The sequence below is a fragment of the Lacticaseibacillus sp. YLM2-1 genome (assembly GCF_056583465.1).
This window is the reverse complement of the sequence record NZ_CM152617.1, coordinates 658256-682278: the sequence shown is the minus strand read 5'-3', so window position 1 is coordinate 682278 and position 24023 is coordinate 658256. Positions and strand designations below refer to the sequence as shown.

The following is a 24023-nucleotide window of genomic DNA, read 5'->3' as shown; positions in this document are numbered from 1 at the left end:
AGGCCAATAGATCGACCGAATCGCTATGCTATTGAAAATGCCATGCTACAATACCGCCATCAATGGTAATGAGGTGGCAGAGATGAATTTAGCTGATACTGGGTTTGTAATTATTGCGAGTACATTAGTCTGGTTTATGACGCCGGGACTGGCTTTTTTCTATGGTGGACTGGTTTCCAAACGCAACGTGATTAATACGATGCTGTCGGTTTTCTACATCACCGGGATTGCGATCCTACTTTGGGTCGCTGTCGGCTATGAGCTCAGTTTTAATGGCGATCTTTTCGGTGTCATCGGTCAGGTTCATCATTTCTTTTTGAGTGATCTTTCGCTTGGCGCGGTGACCACGGCGAAAATTCCAACCGGTGTGTATGTGCTGTTCCAAATGATGTTTGCCATCATCACGCCGGCCTTGTTTGTCGGCGCTGTCGTTGGTCGGATGCATTTTAAGTTTCTAACTTGTTTTATCGTCTTGTGGTCATTGCTGGTTTATTACCCGCTTGTCCACTTGATCTGGAGTCCGCACGGTTTATTGGCCGGTCTGGGTGTGCTTGATTTTGCAGGCGGCACGGTGATCCACATCAATGCTGGCATTACCGCTTTGACGCTATCCGCCTTTCTAGGCCGCCGCACGGATGAACATATCACACCTTATAATCGGCCTTGGGTGCTTCTAGGCACGGCCATTTTATGGATCGGCTGGTATGGATTCAACGCTGGCTCTGCACTCGGTGTTAATCAAGCGGCGATGACGGCAGCATTAACGACTTCGGTTGGCGCCGCCGCGGCATTGGTCACATGGATGTGTCTGGACATCTGGCAAACCGGCCATCCAACGCTGATCGGAACTTGTACCGGTGCCTTGTGTGGGCTTGTCGGAATCACTCCGGCCACTGGCTATGTCACGAGTTTTGGGGCAGCATGCATTGGCGTTGCGGCAACGTTGACAAGCTACTGGTTTATCAGCAAAATCAAGCCACGGCTAGGCATTGATGATACTTTAGACGCCTTTGGCTGCCATGGGGTCGCTGGGATTGTCGGCAGTATTTTGACTGGTGTGTTCGCCAGCAAACAGGTCGCCCCCGACATTGCGCACGCTGGCTTGGCTTATGGCGGTGGATGGCAGCTGCTCCTAATCCAGCTTGTCGGCACCGCCATCGTGATCGTCTTAGTTGGTGCTATGGTCAGTCTAATCACTGTAGTTCTCAAACAATTCGTCAGCATTCGGGTCTCCCCTGCTGCTGAAAAAATGGGGCTGGATTACAGCGAACACGATGAACCAGTTGATGAAACTGTCGCTGCCAGTTGGGCCCGCGGTACTTATGTCAGTCAAAATCCTGATGAATTTAAAGGCCAGTTACATGGTTTTGATCCCCAACCGCGAAGAGAAAATCGGTAATCTACTGATGGCCGGTTCGTTCATTTCCACCATGTGTCACCTTCATAGCGACCTAGCTGCGTAAGAGGTTTCCACCCCTAAGCGGCTAGGTCGTTTTAATTGTTTTTTCTTTCTTACCATGGGTAAAATGCCGATATATAGAGGCTTAACGTGAACCAACGCAAAAGAAACCGGCGTGTAAGCTGCCTCAGGTGCAGGCAACTGCGCTGGTGAGCACTTTAATGAGGAGGGAACAAGATGCTTGGATATGGTTTTAGTCATGCTGGCGGGCCAGAAGTGATTGATGCGATCGACTTGGCCACACCAGCGCCAGGACCACAGGAAATTCAAATCAAGTCCCAAGCGATCGGTCTGAATAATCGTGATCGCATTGCTCGTCAAATGGGTGGCAGTGGCTTAACGGTGCCGGGTTATGATGTTGCTGGCATTGTCAGTGCTGTCGGCGATCAGGTAACGCAATTTGCACTTGGTGATCGCGTCGTTGCGCGCACCACCAGTGCTTACGCAGAAATTGTGACGGCCGCAGCTGACATGAGTGTGTTACTGCCTGAGTCCATCACGCCTGAAAACGGTGTGGCTCTGATCACCCCCGGCGTGACCGGTTATCGAATGGTCGAACTTGGGCATATTCACGATGGCGACACCGTCATCGTGAAAGGCGCCTCTGGCGGTGTCGGTTCCGCAGCCATCCAATTAGCCGTTGCCCGCGGTGCTTCGGTGATTGGTATCGCCGCCAGCCGCCATGAAGTTGATGTGAATCAACTCGGGGTTGAACATTTTGTCGCTTATGACCGCGGGAATCCTGTCAAGGAACTTGCCAAAACCGCCGACGTCGTGATTAATGCCGCCATGGACGGGATCGGTGGTGATGATGATGTCGCCATGGCCAAGGACAATGGGCTGATCGTATCTGTCAGTCATCACGAACCGCTCCTCAACCGCGGCATCCGTTTCATTCATACCCGACCGCTTGGCGGCTCCGAAGTCGGCCAAGCACTTAAAGTCTTGATTAATCTTATGTCCCAAGGCAAATTAACCGTCAAAGTCGGCTATGTATTGCCTTTTACCCGCGAAGGCTTTGTAAAAGGCCACCAATTGCTGGATGAGCCGCATGAAGGCCGAATTGTGATTCAAGTAACGCCCTGATCGCGTCTGTTTTCTAGCACGGGCAGCTAACGGTTTTGTCACGCTAAGCGTTTTAGCTTGTTGTCACCATAAGCCGGTGGTAGTCTGATAAGCAGCAAGATAGCTCGCCACTGATTTGTTTCGTCAACTTTTATGAAGGAGATTCTCTCATGGCACAAGAAATCTTAATCACAACCACCGAAAACATTCCCGGCAAAAAATATGAAGTGATCGGCGAAGTTTTCGGCTTAACAACACAGTCAAAAAATGTTATCAGCAACATTGGTGCAGGCTTGAAGAACATTGTCGGCGGTGAAATCAAAGCCTACAGTGATATGCTGCATGAATCACGGGAAAAGGCGATCGAGCGGTTACGCGACGAAGCCCAAAAAGCTGGTGGCGATGCAGTTGTCATGATGCGGTTTGACTCCGGATCAATTGGCGGTGACATGCAAAGTGTTGTTGCATATGGCACGGCTGTGAAATTTCTCAACTAAAAAGCATCCCTTCTTCAGCCGAATAACTGCCCATCATGTGCGCCAGAAGTCAGTAGGATTTGCTGAGCAAAATTGGCTCTAGAGAAAAGTTCATCTCTAGTTTTGATTTTCTTAGTCTCTGTCTGCTAAATGACTTCTGGTGCATTTCGTTTTTAACAGCAGGAGTTTCGACTGCCCACCGCCAATTCATTTTTTGAAAGGATTGTCACGATGTCAATTTTGAATTATGCCAAGCAGTCTTCGTGGCCAAATGGTTTCGGCTTCCAGCAATCACCGATTGATCTTCGTCAAGCGACAACCACTGTCGACACTGACATGACGATTCTCACACCATGGATGACCGATCAAGAAATTGATGACCAGGTCACCATTCGGCTCGCTGGCAAAGGAACAACTCGGATTAATGAAACCACTTGGACTTTTGTGCAGGCCCATTTTCACGTGCCAGCGGAGCATATCGTTGCTGAGAAAACGGTGGCGGAGCTCCATTTTGTCCATCAATCAGCCATTGGTGCGCTTTGTGTCGTGGCGGTTTTAGTGCCAGTTGGTCAAGCTAACCCGATCATGGCCGATGTGCTCGATCATTTTCAACCACATGTCACGCAGCCAATCAACTTTGACCTGACTCGCCTACTGCCAAAACAAGGCACGGTTTATCACTACCTCGGCTCACTCACCACCCCGCCGTTAACCGAAGGCGTGACTTGGTATGTCATTGAGCAAACCGAGATCACAATGAGTTCGAATCAGCTCGCCCGCTATCAGCAGTTTTTTGAACCGAATAATCGCCATGTGCAAGCGATCAATCGGCGACCAATTTTCCGAGGCGTTTTCAAGCAACTGAAGCGTCCAGCAGGAGATGACCCTCTTCATGGCTAAATCAGCAAAACGCTGGCGACGAGTAAGCATATCGGTACTGGTAATTTTGCTTCTCGCTAGCGGCGGCTATTGGCTTTGGTGGCAACTGGGCAGCCGCGCAATTCACCAGCAAACCTATCGTCATACGGGTATCGTCACAGTTTTTGTCCCTGGTTATGGCAGTAACAGCCTCACCTTCGGGCCAATGGTTCAACGCTTCAAGCAGGATAAGGCATCCGATCAAGTCACTACGATTCATGTCAGTGCTGACGGCAAACGCACGATCACTGGAGCCGACCGCTACAATGGCAAAAATCCGCTCATCAACGTTGTTTTTGCCGATGCTAAGTCACCACAAAAGGAAGTCCGGCAACTCACCGACTTGCTGCACTGGCTTCGCGTCCAGCGTCATGTGACTCGTGTGAATCTGGTAGGTCATTCAATGGGCAGCAATCTGAGCTTTAATTACATGACGACACCGCATGCCAATCTTCAGCCGCAAGTGATCAATTATGTCTCGTTTGCGAGCGAGTTCTATCGTGATCCAACGACCCAGATTCGGGCGTTACCGAAAACATTGCATATCTTAGTGATTGGCGGACAGGTCTTCGGGGCAAAAGGTGACTGGGCCGTCAGCCTTGCTGGTGTCAAACGTTTAGCCGCCAAATTTAAGGCGGCTGGCTTATCCACCACCCTCTTTGTTTATACTGGCACACCAGTTGGCGCTTATCACTCGACGCTGCACCAAAATCCTTATGTGGATGCTGAAATCTTGCACTTTTTATTTACCTGAGTAGCTAAAAACTATCTGCAGCTTGTGGCTTGATTCTCACAAGCTGTTTTTTGTTGCCTCGATAAAATCGCATTCCCAACTCATTTGTAAATTGCCAAGAAAAAATTCTATTTTTCATTTGCTATTTTCAACCACTTGCCAAGCATTTTGCACCACTTAACGCCTTTCTCGAGACACTTGGCGCAATCGTCGTTATGCTAAGGCCAACAAATCGAAAGCAGGTGACATCAATGGCCATTCTTGAAGCAAAGGGTCTGACCAAAACATTTGGTCCGAAAGTAGCAGTGAACGGCATTAATTTGACGGTTGACCGTGGGCAATTCGTGGCCTTCTTAGGTCCTAACGGCGCAGGTAAATCGACGACAATCGGCATGCTGACAGGCTTGATTCAACCGACCAGTGGCACCATTACCGTCGCCGATCACACACCTGGGCAAGTGGCCTATCGTCAACAGATTGGGGTTGTCTTTCAGGATAGTGTCCTTGATCGCCAACTAACAGTTAATGAAAATCTACGATTGCGGGCGCGCATGTATCAACACCCAGATACTGCTTGGTTCGATCAACTGATTAAGCAATTTGACCTGGCACCTATTTTGAATCAGACATATGGGACATTGTCAGGTGGTCAGCGACGCCGAACCGATATTGCCCGCGCCCTTTTGAATCATCCCCAAATTTTATTTTTAGACGAACCGTCAACCGGATTAGATATTCAGACGCGCCAAACGATTTGGTCAGCGCTGGCTGCTTTACGCGTCCAAACGCAATTGACCGTCATTTTAACAACCCATTATTTGGAGGAAACGGAAAATGCTGACTTCGTTTACGTCATTGATCGTGGCGAAATCATTGCAGCAGATACCGTTGTTGACCTGAAAAATCGCTATGCTGCTCATCAACTGACAATTCAAACAACAGCTGCCGATCGAGTCAAAACAGTCGCCAATCAAGCCGGATTGCGGGCCAATATCGTTGCCAACGAGGTGCACGTCAATATCCATCATCCGCAACAGGCTATTGCTTTGCTGACGGAACTCACCGATACGATTACCGACTTTGAGTTCCATCCAGCTGATATGAATACGATCTTCGTCACGTTAACCGGAAAGGAGATTCGCTAATGCTAGCTTTTATTAAACGTAATCTATTGTTGTTTTTTCGCAATCGCGCCGGCGTTTTCTTTTCAGTTTTGGGCGCACTGATTGCCTTCGTTCTCTATTTGGTTTTTCTCAAAAAGAATATGACCGGACTGTGGCCCATCAGTCATCCTGAAAAGCTGCTTGATCCCTGGCTAATCGGCGGCACGCTTACCATCACGGCAGTTACGACCACGCAAGATGGCTTAGCAAGAATGATTGTTGATCGTGAGAATGGTAATTTAAGCGACTACCTGTTGACCGAAGCTTCTTATCTGCGCATTCAATTTGGCTATCTGGCCAGTGCCGTTATCATCGGCACCATCATGCAGCTGCTCATGTTCGGTGCCATGTCAGGCGCCTTCGCCCTGCTTGATCATGTCGTTATTCCATGGCAACTAACTGGCAAAATCATTGCTCTCGCATTGTTCAGCAGTGTGGTTTGGACAAGTTTTAATTTACTTATTTTGAGCTTTGTTTCCCGCGTGACCACCATGAGCGGCATTGCAACCATTGTCGGTACTGCAGCAGGCTTCTTCGCTGGGGTTTACATGCCAATCGGGGCAGTTCCCAGCGGCGCACAAGCCTTGATGAAAATGACTCCCTTCCCATATAACGCCGCTGCTTATCGCCAGATTCTGTTGCAACAGCCGTTAGCCACGACCTTCACTGGCAAGCAAGAGGCTGCAAGGGCCAGTTTTGAAAAAATGTTGGGTGTTCGCATTGACGTCAACGGCTTGCTTTCTAGCAGCCACACTTACCTGATTCTGATTGGTTTTACGCTTGGTGTGAGCATCCTTATTTTCCTTCTTGCCAGATTCAGTCGAAAGGCCGCCCTCGCCCGCGTATAATGAAACGTAATCGTGCGATACGCTGGCGTCATGCGGAAGGAGACTGAGCCTATGAAAGTTTCATTTGATCAAGATCCTGACTTGAATCCGGATGATATTGAGGTGCTCATCAAGGCTGCGCGGCTTTCACCGGCTGTGTTGCAGCTCTTGCAACAAATTCAACAATTATCCGACAATCGACCAACCCTTCCGCTAACTGTTGGTGAACGCGTCGTGGTACTGGCCGTTAATGACATCGTGGCAATCGAAGTCTACGGTGACGAGCTCACGGTCCACACGATGACCAAGGTCTATACTTCGCGTGGCCAGCTAAAAGCCATTCGCGCTAAGCTTGATCCTCAGCTTTTTATTCAGGTAGCCAAAAGTACCATTCTGAATATCAATTATTTGACATCACTGGAAGCTTCTTTTTCCGGTAATATGACCGCCTTCATGAGTAATCAGCAAAAATTGACGGTCAGTCGTAAGTTTCTTCCTGACTTGAAACGTTTATTAGGATTGTGAGGTGGCCCTTATGAGAATCGCAAAGCAGTTATTGACCGAGGCCGTCATTGGTATCATGATCGGCGCAACCGTTTATCTGACCACTTTGATGTTGCATTTAGACACGATTAATCCAACACCGCGTTCTATCGCGGGACTGTTCATCATGAGTGCCGTCATTGGCATCCTATCTTCGATTTTCGATCTTGACTGGCTCAGTTTACCAGTTGCATATGGCACCCATTTCATCAGCACCTTTCTGGTCGTCCTTGCAACGAACTACCTGATGGGCTGGCAATTCTTGATTGGCTCCGCCTTAACCAGCTTCATCATTTCGTTCATCGTCATCTACGCCTTCATTTGGATCGCCCTATACCTCTCTTGGCGCGTGACGGCTAGAAAAATGACCCGCATTTTAAAAAAGCGGTTGAAGAAGTGAGTTGTCGTTGTGTCACTAACGCATAATCTGTTTAAAGTGTCGGTTATTCTATTCTGGTTAGGTTGTTCCCGGTAGTTCCGCGGTCGCCACCCCCGAATCACCGCGTAGCCAGCTCAGGCTATCGGAACCAACATCATTAGCATAGCAATAAAGATGCTCAACTCAATGAAAAAGAATACTTACAAGCCATCCTTATTGTCAGCATACCCGCCGTTGTAGAAAACGCGCTCACAGTCGCAGAAACTTCCGTGTAAGGACCTTGAAGCAAAAGGACCAAAAACCGGCCCTTTCACTTCAAGGCCACTTACACTACAGTTTCTAAGCGCTCCTGCTCGCGCTCTCAGACCAATGAGCGGTTATTTTTTTGCATTGGTGCTAAAATAGAAAGGTCAAATAAGGTCAATCAAGGAAGTGATCATTTTTGAACCAGGTTGTTATCTTTGGCATCATGTTGGCAATCGTCATTTTAGGCAACATCTTGGCACGGCACGTTCCTAAGATTCCGTTGCCATTCTTCTTGATCGGCCTTGGGGCGGCATTAGCCGTTATGCCTTCTCTTCGTAATTTCACACTTGATCCATCGTTCTTCTCCTTTGCGATCATTGCCCCACTGTTGTTTAACGAAGGTCAAAATGCTTCACGTATTCAAATTGGCCGCTCTTTAACCAATATCGTGTCGTTGGCAGTCGGCCTCGTGCTGGTTTCAGTCATTATTTTAGGCTTTGGCGTTCATGCGCTGTTTCCAATCATTCCACTAAGTCTTGCCTTCGCGCTCATTGCTATCGTCACGCCAACAGATGCATCAGCGGTCAGCGCCGTTGCCCAAACCAATCCTTTGAGCGACAGCCAAATGCAACTATTGTCCAATGAAAGTCTGTTCAACGATGCAGCCGGCATTGTCGCATTCGATCTGGCACTGACTGCCTATGTTTCCGGACAATTTTCACCAACAGACGCCTTGCTCGATTTTCTCTTCGTCTTCTTCGGCGGTATCCTGGTCGGGGCAGTCTTAGGTATGCTGATCGTGAATTTGCGGGCCTGGCTGATTCATATCGGCGACGATGAGCCGTTGATCATGGTCGGTATTCAGTTACTGACGCCATTGTTGGTTTATTTTCTAGCCGAAGAACTTGGCCTGTCTGGGATTCTGGCGGTTGTTGCTTCGGGGATTGCGCAAGGTGTAGAGCGCGATCGTTTGCGACTAACCAGTGCCCGCATGCAAATCGTCAGCGCCAATGTCTGGGAAATGGTAGCGGCCATTCTTTCCGGACTCGTCTTCGTTTTGCTCGGCCTCTCGCTGCCCAATGTCATCGTCAGCGCCTTGCGCGGACAAGCTGGCTTGTTCAGTTTGCTTGTGGGTATTGGCATTTTCATTTACGCAGCCAAGTCACTGGTTCGCCTACTATGGAGTCGAACCTTGTTGCGAACTGGTAAAAAACACCGCTGGCGCAACGCCGTCATTATGATGCTGGGTGGTGCGAATGGGACCATCACCTTATCTTTGGCGTTTTCAATGCCACAAATTGTTAATGGCCACAGTTTTCCGCTCCGGCAAGGCTTGATTCTAATCGCGGCAACTGTCATTTTACTCAGTCTGATTGTGCCGGTACTGGTTCTACCATTCTGCGTGCCTAAGCAGCCAAAACGCAATCGCCAATATGTTTGGTTGCGCCGAATGTTATCAGCTGGCATTGATGCCATGCGGGATGAATCCGTTCATCATAGCGAAGCCCAAATCGTTGCAGACGCGTTGTCGCAGGAAATGATTCTGAACGATAAACCTTCGCGAAGAATGCAACGGGATATCTTTGATACCACCATAAAAGTTGAGAAAAGAACCATTGAAGCTTTACGGGTCAATGGGACCATCACGCATGACGAAGCGCACTATTACAATCGCTTTATTGATTTAAATGATTTCACAGCAGATCAGCGAACGTGGAAAAATCTTTTTCTCCGCCTACGATTCACCTTTAATATGGGACGTATGTATAAAGGTCTAGACGAAGCGCAAAATGCTTTTTTAACCACACCGCTTAACCTTGAGCCGATTTTTTGGAAACGGCAATTTACTGAGCACGGTGAAGATCTATTACCTATCGAGCAGGCCGGCTATGATGCGGTGATGAAGTACTTGGCGAGTGCCGAAAATAGTCAAAATCGCAGTGCCATCAACATCGTTCGCCGCTTCTATCGTGATCGGCATCGCCGGGTTCATACGGATTCGTTCGATGGTGATGTGCTATATGCCATGTTCCTAAAGGCATTCCATGCTGAATTTGAGTTCATTCAAGGTGCTTTTGCTGAAGGCAAACTCAACCGGGAGATCATGCAACGGTTGCAGACACGCATTACTTTTGACGAAATTACGTACCTACAAAACCAGAATAGTTTCATTGCTTAAAAAGAACACACTAAGTAACAACGCTTGATAATCTAAAAAAGGGTACTGCAACGGTTAAATTGCAGTACCCTTTTTGTCATTTAAAACCCAATTAATGCTTGGCTTTATCGTCAGAATCAAGTGCCATTTCCAGTTCGTCAGCGGCAGTCTTCGTCACGCTTTCGATCTTTGCAAGCACCCGGCCATATGGTTTTGGATCCTTGTTGATATACCGTAATAGTCCTGCCATCCGCGCTGTCATGTCATACCAGCTTTGGTTTGGCATACCGGAGATTTGACCGACCCGGGCATTTGGCAAAACATCGATGAGTTGCTCGACTGCATTTTTGACAACCGGCAACGCACCGCGTACCTGATCGGAATCGGCGTAAGTGGCATCAAAGATCAGCTGCATGAAGCGATCAGGTTGTGAATGTTTTGATGGTGTTGCAGCTCGTTCGGCGCGCACACCCATCACAACCTGCTGCAAGCCAAGTAACGTCAATCGGACTAATTGATCGTGTTGCGAAACGCCCAACTCAGGCATTGGCGTGATCCCAATGAGGCTCAGTTCGTCATTACTAAGCCGCAGAGCAGCATTGGCAACAAAGTCTGACAGTTGCAAGCCGAGATGCTCGCGAGAATCTGCAAACTCAAACCGAACCTTGATTGGTCGTTCCAAGGAAAGCGTCAAGTAGCGACTCACAATATCAGCGCCCATCACCAGCTGATTACCTTCCAATTCATTCCGATGATCGATCATGATCACAATACTATCAAAAGTAGTGTCAACATCACGCAACACGTGAATCGTGGCGCCGATGTATGGATACAGATATTCCATTGACGGGGCGAAATCAGGATACGTCGTTTTCTGTGAAAAGACGGTATACATCCCCATGTTTTCATGGTCGGCTGCTTTGATCAGCTGTGTTAAGGCATCAACCTGTTTACCGCGGGCTTTAACTTCATCCCCTGGTTCCCAGCCATAGGGATAGAGCGCATTACGGAAACCAATGAGACTGTCGTCGTCGCCTTCTGGGAAAATAGCCGCGATCCCCATGTGCATGGTACGCGGATCTGGACGGTGCTCTTCAAAACTTTCATCAATAAAGAGTTGCAACTGTTTGCCAGCTACCAACGGTGCTTCATCATGAGTACCATAATTAGTATGCATGTTGGTACCGGTCGTTGCCTGTTGACTGGTCGTATCGCTGGTACTGCTGCTTGCAGTATTAGCTGAATTGTATTTTCCGTTACGGTCATTTGAAGTTGACCGAATCACACTTGGTGTATGCGTTTTAACGTGATTAACCACTGCTGGCACATGGCGATTGTCGGTCGACGCTTTGGCTGTCATTGACTGTGAGGCACTTGATGCCGCCGGCTGAGTCATTGGCTGCCAGTTTTGAGGATCAGCGTTGGCTGCGAATCGATTTTGGCGCGTGCGGTTAGGCTGGCGATTACCATTTGGCTTATTGCGATTGTTGCGCGTATAGCCATTATCACGCCGGGCAGGTTCGTGATCGGTTTTATTCACATTGCGCCGTGGGGCCGTTACTGTCCGCTTCTTGATGTGACGCTCTGTCTGATTGTCGTGACGCTGCTCAGTCGATTGCTGACTTGAAGATGAGCTAGCCGATACAGATGACCGATTAGCTTCAGTCTGACGTTTCTTAGCCTCAGCTTCTGCTTCCTGTGTCGCAACATCCGGCTGCTGGCGAATCGTGAAGCGATGCTGCCGCGTCGGAATTTTTTCCTGAACAGGCGTCTGTTTCGGTGTTTGCTCGTTGTTGTTGTGCTCTTGCTGATTGTTGGGGCGCTGGTTTTGCCGTGACGTGACAGTTGAACGCGTCACCCGTTTAGCAGTGCGCCGTGCCGGTTTTGAACTTGCTGCTGCTTCAGTTTGTGGTGCAGTCGGCGTTTGGCTAGTTGCTTGCGACTGCTGATTGGCTGCCCGCTTAGTTTGAAGACGCGAGGCTTTTGGTGTTGTCGCTGATTTACTTGCTGACACTTGTTCAGCCGATTTAGTTTGTTTGGCTTTTGCCGCTGGCTGCTTCGCTGTCGCGGCTGGTTTAACCTGTTTACTTGCAGCTGGTTTCTTAGGCGCCGTCTTCTTAGCTGGCGCCTTCGTAGCGGTTTTGTGAGCTTCTGCTGGCACCTTGCCAGACTTAATGATGCTTTCAATCTTAGCCGCGGTCTTGCGGCTCACGCTTTGGCCGCGCAGTGCTTTACGCAAAGTCGGCACGGAAACACCCATCGCTGCGGATGTCGCATTGGTGTTCAACTTGTGTTTTGCCATATAGGCATTTAATGATGCAGTGAATTTGTTTTTGTTATCCAAAATATTTCCTCATATCCTACTTTATTGAATGATCCGTCACTAGTTTACCGCAAAAGCCGATAACGGACATAGTGACTTGAATGTCAAGAAGCGTGTTAACGGTGATGCCTATTTCATGTCTACGTTTCATAGCCACCTGTTTGCGCCGGTTAGACTTTTCTTGTATAGTCATTACTTGTATTTCTCAAGACGAAAGAAGCGAAAATAACCATGCAACGAAAACTCAGCAGCCGTCACATGCAAATGATTGCGCTTGGCGGTACCATCGGCGTTGGCCTTTTCATGGGAGCAGGCGCCACGATTAAATGGACAGGGCCATCTGTTCTGATCGCCTACATCATTGCCGGCCTATTCCTTTACATGATCATGCGTGCATTGGGCGAGATGCTTTATATTGATCCGGCAACTGGTTCATTTGCCAAGTTTGCCAGTGAATACATGCATCCGATTTTTGGCTATCTCACTGCTTGGAGCAACATTTTCCAATTTGTTGTTGTTGGTATGTCCGAAATGATCGCAATTGGCGAATATTTCAAATTCTGGTGGCCCGGGTTGCCGGGTTGGCTGCCGGGGTTAGTGGCCATCACCTTCCTTGTACTAGCAAATCTAATTTCGGTGCGAATGTTTGGCGAATTGGAATTCTGGTTTGCCTTGATTAAAGTCGTGACGATCGTTTTGATGATCATTGCTGGCCTTGGCGTCATTTTATTTGGGATTGGTAATGGCGGCCATCCGGTTGGTATCAGCAATCTCTGGACCCACGGCGGGTTTTTCACCGGCGGGTTTAAAGGCTTCTGTTTTGCCTTGTCAATCGTCCTCGGCTCCTACCAAGGCGTTGAGCTGCTTGGTATCACAGCAGGTGAAGCTGAGAATCCGCGACCGACCATCGTTAAAGCAGTGAAAGACACGATTGGTCGAATTCTGATTTTCTACGTTGGTGCGATTTTCGTGATCGTCGCCATTTACCCTTGGAATCAGCTCAGCACGTTAGGGTCGCCGTTTGTTCAGACATTTGCCAAAATCGGCATCACATTTGCCGCTTCACTCATTAATTTTGTGGTGATTACCGCTGCCTTATCTGGCTCCAACTCTGGCATTTACTCAGCCAGCCGAATGTTATACACCTTAGCTGATGCCAAACAACTGCCACGAATTTTCACCAAACTAAATCGTCATGGGGTACCTTTTTATCCGGTCATCGCCGTGGGCGGCGGGATTTTACTGGGCGTCATTTTGAATGCCTTACTGCCTTACATTGCACCAGCCGCGAAAAATGTTTTCGTGCTCGTTTACAGTTCCAGCGTCTTGCCTGGTATGGTGCCGTGGATCGTCATCTTAGTCAGCGAAATTCGCTTTCGCAAAGTCCACGCTGATCAGATGGCCAACCATCCTTTCAAAATGCCATTCGCGCCTTACAGCAATTATCTCACACTTATTTTCCTCGCGTTCACTTTATTTTTCATGCTACTAAACCCAGAAACAAGTGTTTCATTATTAGTAGGTGTCGTCTTTCTTGGTTTGGTCGTGCTGCATTACTTGTTGTATCAACGTCGAAAGCCTGCGACGCAACCTGTTAAAGCTAATCGGCAATAGCAAATTTCAGCAACTAATTGATATGGAGAAGCGTGAAAACTGTCTCGTGACCTGCAAAAAAATGCACGTTCATGCGTAGGTAACACGCTTTTTTTATCTTCTTTCACAGGCTCTATTTAAAGCGGTCATTTTTTTCACAACTTGTATAATAGATGTGTTGAAAGAAAGGAGTCGGATCATGAAAACAATCAAGATTGGTGGCGTCAATGTCCCGATCATGGGTATGGGTACTTGGTACTTAGGCGAAGGCAATGCGGCAGAAAGTGAACAGGAAGCTGCTGCCTTAAAGTATGGACTGAATCATGGTTTGACCGTGATTGATACCGCGGAGATGTATGGCAACGGGGCGGCTGAGTCACTGATTGGCAGTTTTCTTGGTGATTATGATCGCGCCAACATCTATCTGATCTCAAAGTTCTATCCGTCACACGCAGACAAGCGACAGATGCGAACAGCCCTAAAAAATAGTCTTAAACGATTGAGAACTGATTATCTCGACCTATATCTGCTTCACTGGCGCGGGTCAACCCCGTTAGCAGAAACTCTCGAAGGCCTGCAGGATTTGCAAAAAGAAGGTTTAATTAAGCAATATGGTGTGTCGAACTTTGACGTTGATGACATGGATCAATTAACGCTCGAACCGGGCGGCGACCAAATTGCGGCTAATGAAGTGCTTTATAACTTACAATCGCGCGGTATTGAATATGATCTTCTACCACAGCAAAAGCAGGCCAACATTACCACGATTGGTTACTCGCCATTTGGGTCAGGCAGTGGCAAGTCAATTAAACTGCCACCGGAACTAAGAACTTTGGCCAAAGAGAAAAACATTTCAACCCATCAACTGATGCTCGCATGGGTGCTGCGTCATGGCGATGTGCTCACGATCCCTCGTTCAGGTGAAGCAAGCCATATGGCGGAAAATATTGCTGCTGCCGACGTTACTTTTTCACCAGATGAATTGACATTGTTCGAACAAGCCTTCCCAGCCCCGCGGCATCATATCCCACTTGAAATGATTTAACGATAAAAGCATGAAGAAGGTTAGTCGTAATTTCTTCGTACGACTTGTAATTGATTAGATTCCGAATAATCGTAGGAGGTGCTGGGCTAAAATCTTCTTGCCGTGCCAAACTCCGCAATCTCCGGCCAGCTGGGACTGGAACGCTGTGACGGCGCTTCGAGCCCGCAAAACCCGCGGTCTCGAAGTCGCCTAACAACATCAGCTCCAAAGCCCGGTCGCTGTGTTGTTTGCACGGCTGAGCCCCATCTGGCCTACGATTGCTCCGCCTTGGCACTACGGTCTTAAAAATCGCAATCAACAATCCATGAGCAGGCAAAAAGACCAATTCTCCTGCAAAATGCAAAAAACTGTTCTTTTTTAACTAGCTGATAATTACGTTTCACCCCGTTCCTTTTTTATGGCCGCAGACCGAACTACTTCAAGGCCCTGACGGAAGGCGTTCTGTGACCACAAACAGATTATCTGAAAAGCTCACCGCACTAAACTTTTTAGCATTCCTGCCTGCAACTGCTTTCTTGCTGTCATAAAAAACGTTATACTAATAGCAATCATTTTCCATGAAAGGATATTTGTTTTGAAAATCTTTGTTGTCGGTGCCCACGGCCAAATCGGCCAATTGCTGGTTCACAAACTGCTTGATCGTGGCGATACAGTTACAGGCGGTTATCGTGATCCAATCGCTCAGACACCTGATCCCGAGAAAAACTTTCGCGCTGTCGAACTTGATCTTTCATGGCCAGTCGATCGCTTAGCCGACCTTTACGCCGGTCATGACGCGATTGTCTTCGCAGCAGGCTCCCGCGGGCAAGATCTTCTCGGCGTTGATCTAGATGGGGCTGTCAAAACGATGAAAGCTGCTGAACGCGCTGATATTAGTCGATTCATCATGCTCAGCGCCCTTGATGCTGAAGATCCGGACAAGTGGCCAGACCAGTTGCACGATTATTACATCGCCAAGTACTACGCTGACGAATGGCTCATTCACAACACAGATCTGGATTACGTCATCGTCCAGCCAACTGCACTCACCAACGATCCTGCACAAGGCAGTATCACCTTGCAACCGCAACGACCATCAACCATTCCACGCGCAGATGTTGCTGACGTCCTAGTAGCAGCCTTAGACAGCAATCGCCATCGAGACACAGTGAAGATTGCAAGCGGTAATGAAGCGATTGTGAAAGCATTACATGTTTGACGACAGTAGCTTCACGTGGTAATTTAAAGCTAAGTTAAATTCGAAAGTGAGGTTTCGTCCATTGAAGTAAGCCAATTGTTGAAAATGTCCAAGTCCTGTCATCATCAACGGGATTAGTACGGACTTTTTGACAATTGGGCTTGATCAAGGACGGCACCCCCGTTTATTTTGGTCAGTCCCAAAGTGTTATTGGACTGGCTTTTTTGTTGCATACAAGCCAGCGCAGTTATGCTGCCAAATAACCCAATAGCAAGGCTGATGCCGCAAACTTTCAACACTTTTCAGCCACAAAAAGTCATACCGATTCACGTTCTGATCACGCAGGCACATCCCCGAAAGGACGTGGCTGTATGTCTACGATTCAAATTAAACAGCTCAATTTTGCTTATGATGGTCAAGCACCGCTTTTTACGAACACAACCTTTGACCTTGATACCAACTGGCATCTCGGATTGGTCGGTCGCAACGGCCGAGGCAAAACCACTTTGTTGCGAATTTTACAACAAGCACTACCCTACAGTGGCACGGTGACTGTTCCCTTGCAGTTGCAATATTTTCCTCAAACGCTGGATGAAACCCAACTGACGCTGACTGCCGCACAAGCCATCACCGATGTTGCGCAATGGCAACTCGAACGTGAACTAAATCTGCTCCACGCTGATCCTAACATTCTCTGGCGCCCATTTGTCGATTTATCTGGTGGTGAGCAAACAAAAGTGCGTCTCGCCTTACTGTTCATTCAAGACAATGGTTTCGCACTCATTGACGAGCCAACCAATCACCTCGACCTGCGCAGCCGCCGACAAGTCGCCGCCTATCTCCAACAAAAACCCGGCTTTATTGTCGTCAGCCATGATCGTGATTTTTTGGACAGCATCACCGACCACACGCTAGCAATCCAGCGGCAGCAAATCACCCTTTATCAAGGCAATTTCTCCACCTTCATGACCGAAAAAGAGCGGCAAGATCAAACCGAACTGGCCAAAAATGGTCAACTTAAAACTGAAATTACCCGACTTAAACGAACGGCTCATGATAAAAAAGTTTGGGCGGAAAATAAAGAAAAGAGTATCTATGGTAATCCGCACATCAAGGACAGCGGTCATAATGCTGGTCGCGGGTTTATTAGCGCTCGAGCTGCACGGACGATGAAAAAAAGTAAAAATCTCGAACACCGGATGACCAAAGAAATCGATGAGAAGGAAAGTCTTCTAAAGAACCTAGAAAAGGTTGATCCACTCACCATGCTGCCGGTATCGACCCATCACCATCAACTTGTGGTCGCTGAAAAGGTCCAAGTCGGGTTCGATCAACCGCTTTTCCAGCCGATCTCTTTTGCTTTGACCCGCGGCGATCGGATTGCCATTGTTGGTGACAATGGCAGCGGCAAGTCGACCTTGATCCGCGCCTTGCTGCAGCAGTTTACCGGCATGCAGTCAGGCCATCTCACCTTGGCCCCCGTCAGTCTTAGCCTTGTTCGTCAACAATACACCGATAACCGCGGTACATTAGTCGACTTTGCCAAACAGCATCAACTTAGCCGTGAAACCTTGCTTAACAACTTGCGCAAACTCGGCATGCCGCGAGCCGACTTTAACACGCCGATTGAGCATCTGAGCATGGGCCAACAGAAAAAAGTCGAACTAGCGCGATCACTAGCCACCCCGGGAGCTTTGTACATTTGGGACGAGCCGCTCAATTATTTGGACACTTACAACCAAGACCAGCTGGTCGCCGCCATCAAGCATTATCAACCGACGATGCTTTTTGTCGAGCACGATGAGCATTTTATCGAGCAAGTTGCGACAAAAATCATTCGCCTGCAACCATGACTGACTGAACTTTTATGGCGACACTAGCGATAACTGCTTAGTTTTTTTGACAAAACAAAACCCATTGAAAATGTTTGTTATCCGTTCCAAAACGCCTTGGTACGTAGCGATTCAGGCGTTGCAACCGAGACACAATGCCCCCATGTAAAGCGGTTCCATGTTATACTCACGGTGATAGCTATAAGAAAGGATGAATAGCATGGCAGAACGTTCTTTGTATCATACCTATGTCCGCAACGAAAATGGTTTAGTCGGTGAAAGTTATGTTGAAGGTAATCAAGGCTTAGCGTTGGGTGTTTCTAGCTCCTTGATTGATGCCCCTGGGACCAACCCGGAGCAGTTCATTGCTTTTGCCTTGTCTACCTGTTTTAATGCGACCATCCGCATCGTGCAGCATCGCGAAGGCACTGCTGAAGATTCCCAGCTCCGTACTCGTGTGGACATCACCCGTGACAAGATTGGCTACAAATTCATCGTAGACGCACAAATCTTGATGCCGAGCCACACCCGCGAAGAAGCACAAAAGATTGTCACCCAGGCACTGGACGAATGCCCAGTTGCCAAACTTTTGAAAGAAAATGAAAATGTCAGCTTCCGCATCGTTGATGATTTCACAGACGAGCCGACACTAGGCGAGTAAGTCATCAGCGCCACAACTTTTTCTCAAAGATAATAAAGAAGGTACCGGCGTTTAGGCTGATACCTTTTTTGTTTTTTCGTCAAGAAGCGCGGTCACTCGACTATTGAACGCAACAATGCGCTAGCGTATGGACTAATTGGAGGTTATTAAAATGTCAAAATCATCTTTGTGGGTCCGCAAACATCATCTTGTTTTGGCACTTAGCCTGCTACTGGGCAGTGTGGTTTTCCTTGCTATCGGTTTATGGGCAACGATTTTACTGCTGTTAACCGTCCAACCAACTGTTTCATTAATTCTCGTCCTGCTTGGCGGCTGGCTTGTACTTGTCGGGATCGCCGCCAGCGCCATCACCTTGTGGCAAATCATCCGTTCACCGCAGCAGGTCACCAACGGCGTTCGTTGCTTGCAATGGCTCCTAGGCGGCATAACCATCATCATTGCGATCATCAGCTTAACCTTCAGCTATCTATGGGCTGAAAGCGGCGATGCACCAGGATTAATCTTCATAGGCTTGTTTGTCGCTGCGATGCCGTTTGCTTGTTGGGTGCTTGTTAGTGTGTGGCAATTAACCTTGAAGCAGCAAGCGTGAGAGCCTGCCTAGAATGAAATCAGGTGGCTTGGACTACTACAAGGACCAGCGCCGCAATAATGCTGTCGCAGTCGCAAAAGCCTGAATATAGGCGCTCCTGTTTGCGCTCATAAAAAAAGACCCAATCGGTTTCCCGATTGGATCTCCTTTAACGAACCAAGAATTAAAGCTTGGTAACGTTAGCAGCCTGAGGGCCACGATCAGATTGTTCTACATCGTAGGAAACAGCCTGACCTTCGTCAAGACTCTTGTAGCCTTCGCCATTGATGGCGCTGAAATGTACAAAGACGTCTTGGCCGTCTTCACCAGTGATGAAGCCGTAACCCTTATCAGCGTTGAACCATTTAACTGTACCTTTTTGCATGAAAATGAATCTCCTTTTCAAAACTAACAACAACAGACAACCGTAATCCTAAAAAGGAAATTCACGTAACATGATGTTTCCCGTTCAAGTATTACCATGTACAGAGTATAACACGTTCGGAAAAAAACACCTAATTATTTCGTGTTTTTTTCTAATTAATGTCTAAATATACCTACATGCCTTGATAATACATCGCTTCAGCCACTTTCAGAAAGCCGGCAATATTGGCGCCGGCCTCATAATCACCGGCCATACCATATTCAGCGGCAGCATCCGCGCTAGCTTTAAAAATATGCTGCATGATGTCATGCAGTTGGCCATCGACTTTTTCAAAACTGTCACTGAGGCGCCGCGAATTTTGACTCATCTCGAGTGCGGAAACGGCTACCCCGCCAGCATTGGCCGCTTTTGCCGGGCCGTACAAAATACCGGCATCGGTGTAGGCAGCAATCGCCTCTGGGTCGCTTGGCATATTTGCACCTTCTGCCACCGCGATGACGCCAGCAGCCTTAAAACGCGCAGCCTGAGTGCCATCAATCTCATTTTGGGTAGCGCAAGGCAGAGCTAAATCATACTGAAGATCCGCGTCCCAAACCGAGCCTTCATAATAATGGGAGTCAGCAACCCGATCTGCGTAAGCTTTTATGCGCCCACGTTCCACTTCCTTAATCTGCTTAACGACCGCGACATCAATACCATTTTCGTCTACGATATAGCCGTTTGAGTCAGAAACCGTGATCACCTTGACCCCAAGCTCCTCAGCTTTCTGCGTCGCGTAAATGGCGACATTCCCGGCGCCTGAAATCACCGCCCGCTTGCCAGCCAAAGATTCACCGTTGGCCTTCAATAACTCGTCTGTATAGTAAATCAAGCCATAGCCGGTCGCCTCTGTCCGCGCCAGCGATCCGCCATAACTCAACCCCTTGCCAGTCAGAACGCCGCGTTGCGCGCCTTTAAGCCGCTTGTACTGACCATAAAGATAACCGATCTCGCGCGCACCCACGCCAATATCGCCCGCCGGCACATCTAGATCCGGTCCAATATACTTGCTGAGTTCCGTCATAAAGCTTTGGCAAAAACGCATCACTTCAGCATCTGACTTACCTTTCGGATCAAAATCGGCGCCGCCTTTCGCCCCACCGATCGGCAATGTCGTCAGACTGTTTTTAAAGATTTGTTCAAAGCCCAAGAACTTGACGATGCTCAAATTCACGGAAGGATGCAGGCGCAAACCGCCTTTGTATGGTCCGATTGCCGAATTAAATTGGACGCGGAAGCCGCGATTGATCTGGATTTGGCCTTTATCGTCCTGCCACGGTATGGCAAATTGAATCGCTCGTTCTGGTTCAACGATGCGTCCGAGAATATTAGCTTTCATATATTCAGGATGTTTTTCGAGAACCGGTGTGATGGTTTTTAAAAAAGCTGATGCTGCTTCAAAAAATTCTGGTTGGTTCGGATCGCGTTGTTTGAGGGTTGTGAGAATGGACTGTACGTAAGATGCTGCTGACATGAGGAACCACCTTTCTGGAAGAAAATGTGACAAGCGTTGTTTCAAGACTAACAGAAAGATGGCAGTTTGATAAGAAAGTTATCTTGATATTAAAAATATTCCCAGTCGTTTATCAAGCCCCGCATGCAGACCTCTGTTACAATGAAATCGGATACATGCAACAGCTTTGGCGGCAATCGATTTTATGGCGCGTCGTAATCGGCTTCATGACTGCTCACTCATAGTCGTTTGTCGCAGTTTTGGGTACCTGTCGTCAAGATCTTCATGAGGAGGAATTTGAGATGCGGAACAACGGCAATATTATTTTAATTGGTGATGGCGCGATTGGATCAAGTTATGCGTTCAACTGTCTCACCACCGGCGTCGGCCAGAGTCTTGGTATTATTGATGTTAACGAAAAACGCGTGCAAGGTGACGTCGAAGATCTTTCTGATGCCCTACCTTACACGTCACAGAAGAATATTTATGCGGCCAGCTATGAAGATTGCAAATATGCCGATATTATCGTCATCACAGCCGGAATTGCCCAAAAGCCAGGTCAGACACGCCTACAACTTTTGGCCATCAACGCAAAGATCATGAAAGAAATCACACATAACATTATGGCAAGCGGGTTCAATGGGTTTATTCTAGTCGCATCCAATCCAGTCGATGTCCTTGCCGAATTAGTCTTGCAAGAATCCGGCTTGCCACGTAATCAGGTGCTGGGATCAGGGACGGCGCTTGATTCAGCTCGCTTACGGTCTGAGATCGGCCTGCGTTATAACGTGGACGCCCGGATTGTGCACGGCTACATCATGGGTGAACACGGCGATTCTGAATTTCCAGTTTGGGACTACACCAACATTGGCGGCAAACCGATTCTTGATTGGATTCCTAAAGATCGCCAGGATAAAGATCTGCCTGATATTAGCGAGCGCGTCAAAACGGCTGCTTATGGCATCATTGAGAAAAAAGGTGCCACTTTCTACGGCATTGCCGCCTCATTAACCCGTTTAACCAGCGCCTTCTTGAATGATGATCGCGCAGCATTCGCAATGTCCGTCCATTTGGAAGGCGAATACGGCTTGTCAGGTGTTTCCATCGGTGTACCGGTAATCCTCGGCGCTAATGGCTTGGAACGCATCATTGAGCTGGATTTGAACCCAGAAGATCATAAGCGTTTAGCCGATTCTGCAGCTATTTTGAAAGAAAATCTGAAGAAGGCTCAAGAAGCTTAGGCTCGTCAGGTTAAGCGCTCAGCTTAACGGTGTCTCTCCAGACGAGTATCACTAAGCCACCGTACCAAAAAACCGCTGTCCGAGACCGCGCGTCACAACGCGGGCAATCTCAGGCAGCGGCTTTTTTAATCTTTTTCTTGTCCTAACGCTGCAGTTTCTTGCTCAACCGCTGATCCCTTTGTCAGAGCCGAGTGACGCATGCCGTACAGGAAGTAAATGGCACAGCCGATCAGGAACCAGACACCGGAATACAGTTTGGCTTGAATGTCGAGCCCAAGGAAAACGATAAGTGATCCCAGAAAGGCAACTGCTGGCAAAACTGGATACAGTGGCATCCGGAAGCGCGGTTTGGCGATATCTTGGCCTTCACGCGGACGCAATCGATAGATTCCCAGTGTCACGAACATAAAGGCTATCAAGGTGCCAGCCGAAATCAGTTGGGCCAAAAAGGCAAACGGGAAGAAAGCGCCGATCAAAACGCCGATGGTAATCAAAACAGCCAAGGCATGATTAGGCAGCTTACGACTGTTCAGCTTACCCAGTTTTTGCGGCAGCATGCCATCACGGCCAAAACTGTAAAGCAAGCGCGACCCAGCCATGGACATCCCGATCAAAGCCGTGAACATTCCTAAGACCGCAATGCTTTCAACCACAACGGCAATGACTGCATGGCCAGAATGACGCAATGCCCAGCCAACGGGCTCCGCGTTATTGGCATAATCCTGATATGGGAACATACCTAACAACACAAGACCAACCGAAACGAACAAGAACACTGCAATCAGTAACGAACCCAGAATACCGCGCGGCATCGTTTTCTCTGGGTCAATGGCTTCCGCAGAATTAGCAGCGATGGAATCAAAGCCAATATAAGCAAGGAAAATCATTGAAACTCCGGCATAGATCCCCTGCCAACCACCAAATGGTGTACCGTCAGCATTGAGATGATAAGCAGGAAAGAATGGATGGAAGTTTTCAGGGTGAATCGCAGTCAAGCCGACCACCAAGAAAAGCAGGATTGCCAGCACCTTCATGACAACCAAGATGTTTTCAACGCGCGCAGCACTTGATACCCCCCGCGACAGTAACAAGCCGACCAGCACCATGACGACCACTGCAACGAGATCGACCATGCCACCATCGGTCCCAATCGGATTCGCCAAGGCTTTAGGAAAATTCACGCCAATGGTTGCCAGCAGCCCGCGGAAATTAGCTGAAAGTCCTGACGCCACAAACGCCACTGCGATAAAGTATTCCGCCAATAAAGCCCAGCCGGCAATCCAGCCAAAAAATTCGCCGAAAACAACATTGATCCAAGAATAAGCCGAACCGGCAAATGGCATCGCCGCTGACATTTCCGCGTAGGCAAACGCAACCAGCCCTGCGACTATCGCGGCTACTAAGAAAGAAATCGACACAGCGGGACCAGCATGTTTTGCCGCCACCACCCCTGGTAATGTAAAAATCGAAGCCGACACAATCGTCCCGACCCCTAACGCAAGAAAATCGCGGACGCGTAAAACGCGCGGTAAATGTGAATCCTTATCTTCATAAACACTTGGATCTTCTTTTCTAATCAATCGTTGCCAAACTTGCCCCATCGGTAACCTCCATGGCACTGCTCATCAAGCAGTCAGTCTCTCACATATTTAAAAAACGTATGAGAAATAGGTTAGCACATTTCAGCTTGGCTGGAAAGCGCTGTGAGTTTAAAGACATTCGTTATTGTCTGATGTGAA

General features: G+C 48.2%; 21 protein-coding genes. 17 read left to right on the top strand and 4 right to left on the bottom strand.

The window, feature by feature from the left end:
* Positions 1 to 82 precede the first annotated feature (82 nt).
* From AC07KQ_RS03225 to AC07KQ_RS03180, 10 genes are all read left to right on the top strand, one after another.
* Positions 83 to 1399: an ammonium transporter gene (locus AC07KQ_RS03225; protein ID WP_003563654.1), complete on the top strand. Its 1317-nt coding sequence runs from the start codon at positions 83 to 85 to the stop codon at positions 1397 to 1399.
* Between the two features lie 237 nt (positions 1400 to 1636).
* Positions 1637 to 2545, top strand: a complete 909-nt coding sequence (locus tag AC07KQ_RS03220) for a quinone oxidoreductase family protein (protein ID WP_013245498.1) — start codon at positions 1637 to 1639, stop codon at positions 2543 to 2545.
* Between the two features lie 149 nt (positions 2546 to 2694).
* Complete coding sequence (locus AC07KQ_RS03215; RefSeq protein ID WP_003563651.1) at positions 2695 to 3021, top strand: heavy metal-binding domain-containing protein; 327 nt, start codon at positions 2695 to 2697, stop codon at positions 3019 to 3021.
* Between the two features lie 210 nt (positions 3022 to 3231).
* Complete coding sequence (locus AC07KQ_RS03210) at positions 3232 to 3900, top strand: carbonic anhydrase family protein (protein ID WP_013245497.1); 669 nt, start codon at positions 3232 to 3234, stop codon at positions 3898 to 3900.
* Positions 3893 to 4672: an alpha/beta hydrolase gene (locus tag AC07KQ_RS03205; protein ID WP_013245496.1), complete on the top strand. Its 780-nt coding sequence runs from the start codon at positions 3893 to 3895 to the stop codon at positions 4670 to 4672. Before AC07KQ_RS03210 ends, AC07KQ_RS03205 begins: the two co-directional genes overlap by 8 nt.
* Before the next feature lie 230 nt (positions 4673 to 4902).
* Entirely contained in the window at positions 4903 to 5796 is an 894-nt protein-coding gene (locus tag AC07KQ_RS03200; RefSeq protein WP_003583633.1) for an ABC transporter ATP-binding protein, read from the top strand.
* Positions 5796 to 6662: an ABC transporter permease gene (locus AC07KQ_RS03195; protein ID WP_003583631.1), complete on the top strand. Its 867-nt coding sequence runs from the start codon at positions 5796 to 5798 to the stop codon at positions 6660 to 6662. The genes AC07KQ_RS03200 and AC07KQ_RS03195 overlap by 1 nt, the downstream gene beginning before the upstream one ends.
* Before the next feature lie 51 nt (positions 6663 to 6713).
* On the top strand, positions 6714 to 7166 hold the full coding sequence (locus AC07KQ_RS03190; RefSeq protein WP_013245495.1) for a LytTR family DNA-binding domain-containing protein: 453 nt from the start codon (positions 6714 to 6716) through the stop codon (positions 7164 to 7166).
* 10 nt (positions 7167 to 7176) lie between these two features.
* Positions 7177 to 7584, top strand: a complete 408-nt coding sequence (locus AC07KQ_RS03185) for a DUF3021 domain-containing protein (RefSeq protein WP_003577939.1) — start codon at positions 7177 to 7179, stop codon at positions 7582 to 7584.
* 421 nt (positions 7585 to 8005) lie between these two features.
* Entirely contained in the window at positions 8006 to 9988 is a 1983-nt protein-coding gene (locus AC07KQ_RS03180; protein WP_013245494.1) for a cation:proton antiporter, read from the top strand.
* Positions 9989 to 10079: 91 nt separating this feature from the next.
* Here the strand turns inward: AC07KQ_RS03180 and AC07KQ_RS03175 are convergent, their stop codons facing one another.
* On the bottom strand, positions 10080 to 12311 hold the full coding sequence (locus AC07KQ_RS03175; protein WP_013245493.1) for a DUF3800 domain-containing protein: 2232 nt from the start codon (positions 12309 to 12311) through the stop codon (positions 10080 to 10082).
* A gap of 210 nt (positions 12312 to 12521) precedes the next feature.
* On the opposite strand from AC07KQ_RS03175, the gene AC07KQ_RS03170 reads away from it, so the two are divergent.
* From AC07KQ_RS03170 to AC07KQ_RS03145, 6 genes are all read left to right on the top strand, one after another.
* The gene (locus AC07KQ_RS03170) at positions 12522 to 13904 is read left to right on the top strand and encodes an amino acid permease (RefSeq protein ID WP_003573866.1); all 1383 of its coding nucleotides are present in this window, start codon (positions 12522 to 12524) and stop codon (positions 13902 to 13904) included.
* A 178-nt stretch (positions 13905 to 14082) separates the two neighbouring features.
* Positions 14083 to 14928, top strand: a complete 846-nt coding sequence (locus AC07KQ_RS03165; protein ID WP_013245492.1) for an aldo/keto reductase — start codon at positions 14083 to 14085, stop codon at positions 14926 to 14928.
* A gap of 574 nt (positions 14929 to 15502) precedes the next feature.
* Positions 15503 to 16126, top strand: coding sequence for an SDR family oxidoreductase (locus tag AC07KQ_RS03160; RefSeq protein WP_003573864.1), 624 nt, complete (start codon positions 15503 to 15505; stop codon positions 16124 to 16126).
* Positions 16127 to 16476: 350 nt separating this feature from the next.
* Positions 16477 to 17958, top strand: coding sequence for a ribosomal protection-like ABC-F family protein (gene abc-f, locus AC07KQ_RS03155; RefSeq protein WP_016386808.1), 1482 nt, complete (start codon positions 16477 to 16479; stop codon positions 17956 to 17958).
* Positions 17959 to 18157: 199 nt separating this feature from the next.
* On the top strand, positions 18158 to 18598 hold the full coding sequence (locus AC07KQ_RS03150) for an OsmC family protein (protein ID WP_003563625.1): 441 nt from the start codon (positions 18158 to 18160) through the stop codon (positions 18596 to 18598).
* 151 nt (positions 18599 to 18749) lie between these two features.
* Positions 18750 to 19187, top strand: a complete 438-nt coding sequence (locus tag AC07KQ_RS03145; protein WP_013245488.1) for a hypothetical protein — start codon at positions 18750 to 18752, stop codon at positions 19185 to 19187.
* A 163-nt stretch (positions 19188 to 19350) separates the two neighbouring features.
* On the opposite strand, the gene AC07KQ_RS03140 is transcribed toward AC07KQ_RS03145, so the two are convergent.
* Together AC07KQ_RS03140 and gdhA are read right to left on the bottom strand one after the other, a co-directional pair.
* Positions 19351 to 19551, bottom strand: coding sequence for a cold-shock protein (locus AC07KQ_RS03140; protein WP_003563620.1), 201 nt, complete (start codon positions 19549 to 19551; stop codon positions 19351 to 19353).
* 172 nt (positions 19552 to 19723) lie between these two features.
* Positions 19724 to 21064: an NADP-specific glutamate dehydrogenase gene (gene gdhA, locus AC07KQ_RS03135; protein WP_480156612.1), complete on the bottom strand. Its 1341-nt coding sequence runs from the start codon at positions 21062 to 21064 to the stop codon at positions 19724 to 19726.
* A 281-nt stretch (positions 21065 to 21345) separates the two neighbouring features.
* Here gdhA and AC07KQ_RS03130 point away from each other — a divergent pair, with 281 nt between their 5' ends.
* A complete protein-coding gene (locus AC07KQ_RS03130) occupies positions 21346 to 22284 on the top strand; it encodes an L-lactate dehydrogenase (RefSeq protein WP_003563599.1) in 939 nt (312 codons plus the stop codon).
* Positions 22285 to 22409: 125 nt separating this feature from the next.
* On the opposite strand, the gene AC07KQ_RS03125 is transcribed toward AC07KQ_RS03130, so the two are convergent.
* The gene (locus AC07KQ_RS03125; protein ID WP_013245485.1) at positions 22410 to 23885 is read right to left on the bottom strand and encodes an APC family permease; all 1476 of its coding nucleotides are present in this window, start codon (positions 23883 to 23885) and stop codon (positions 22410 to 22412) included.
* Between the last annotated feature and the right edge of the window lie 138 nt (positions 23886 to 24023).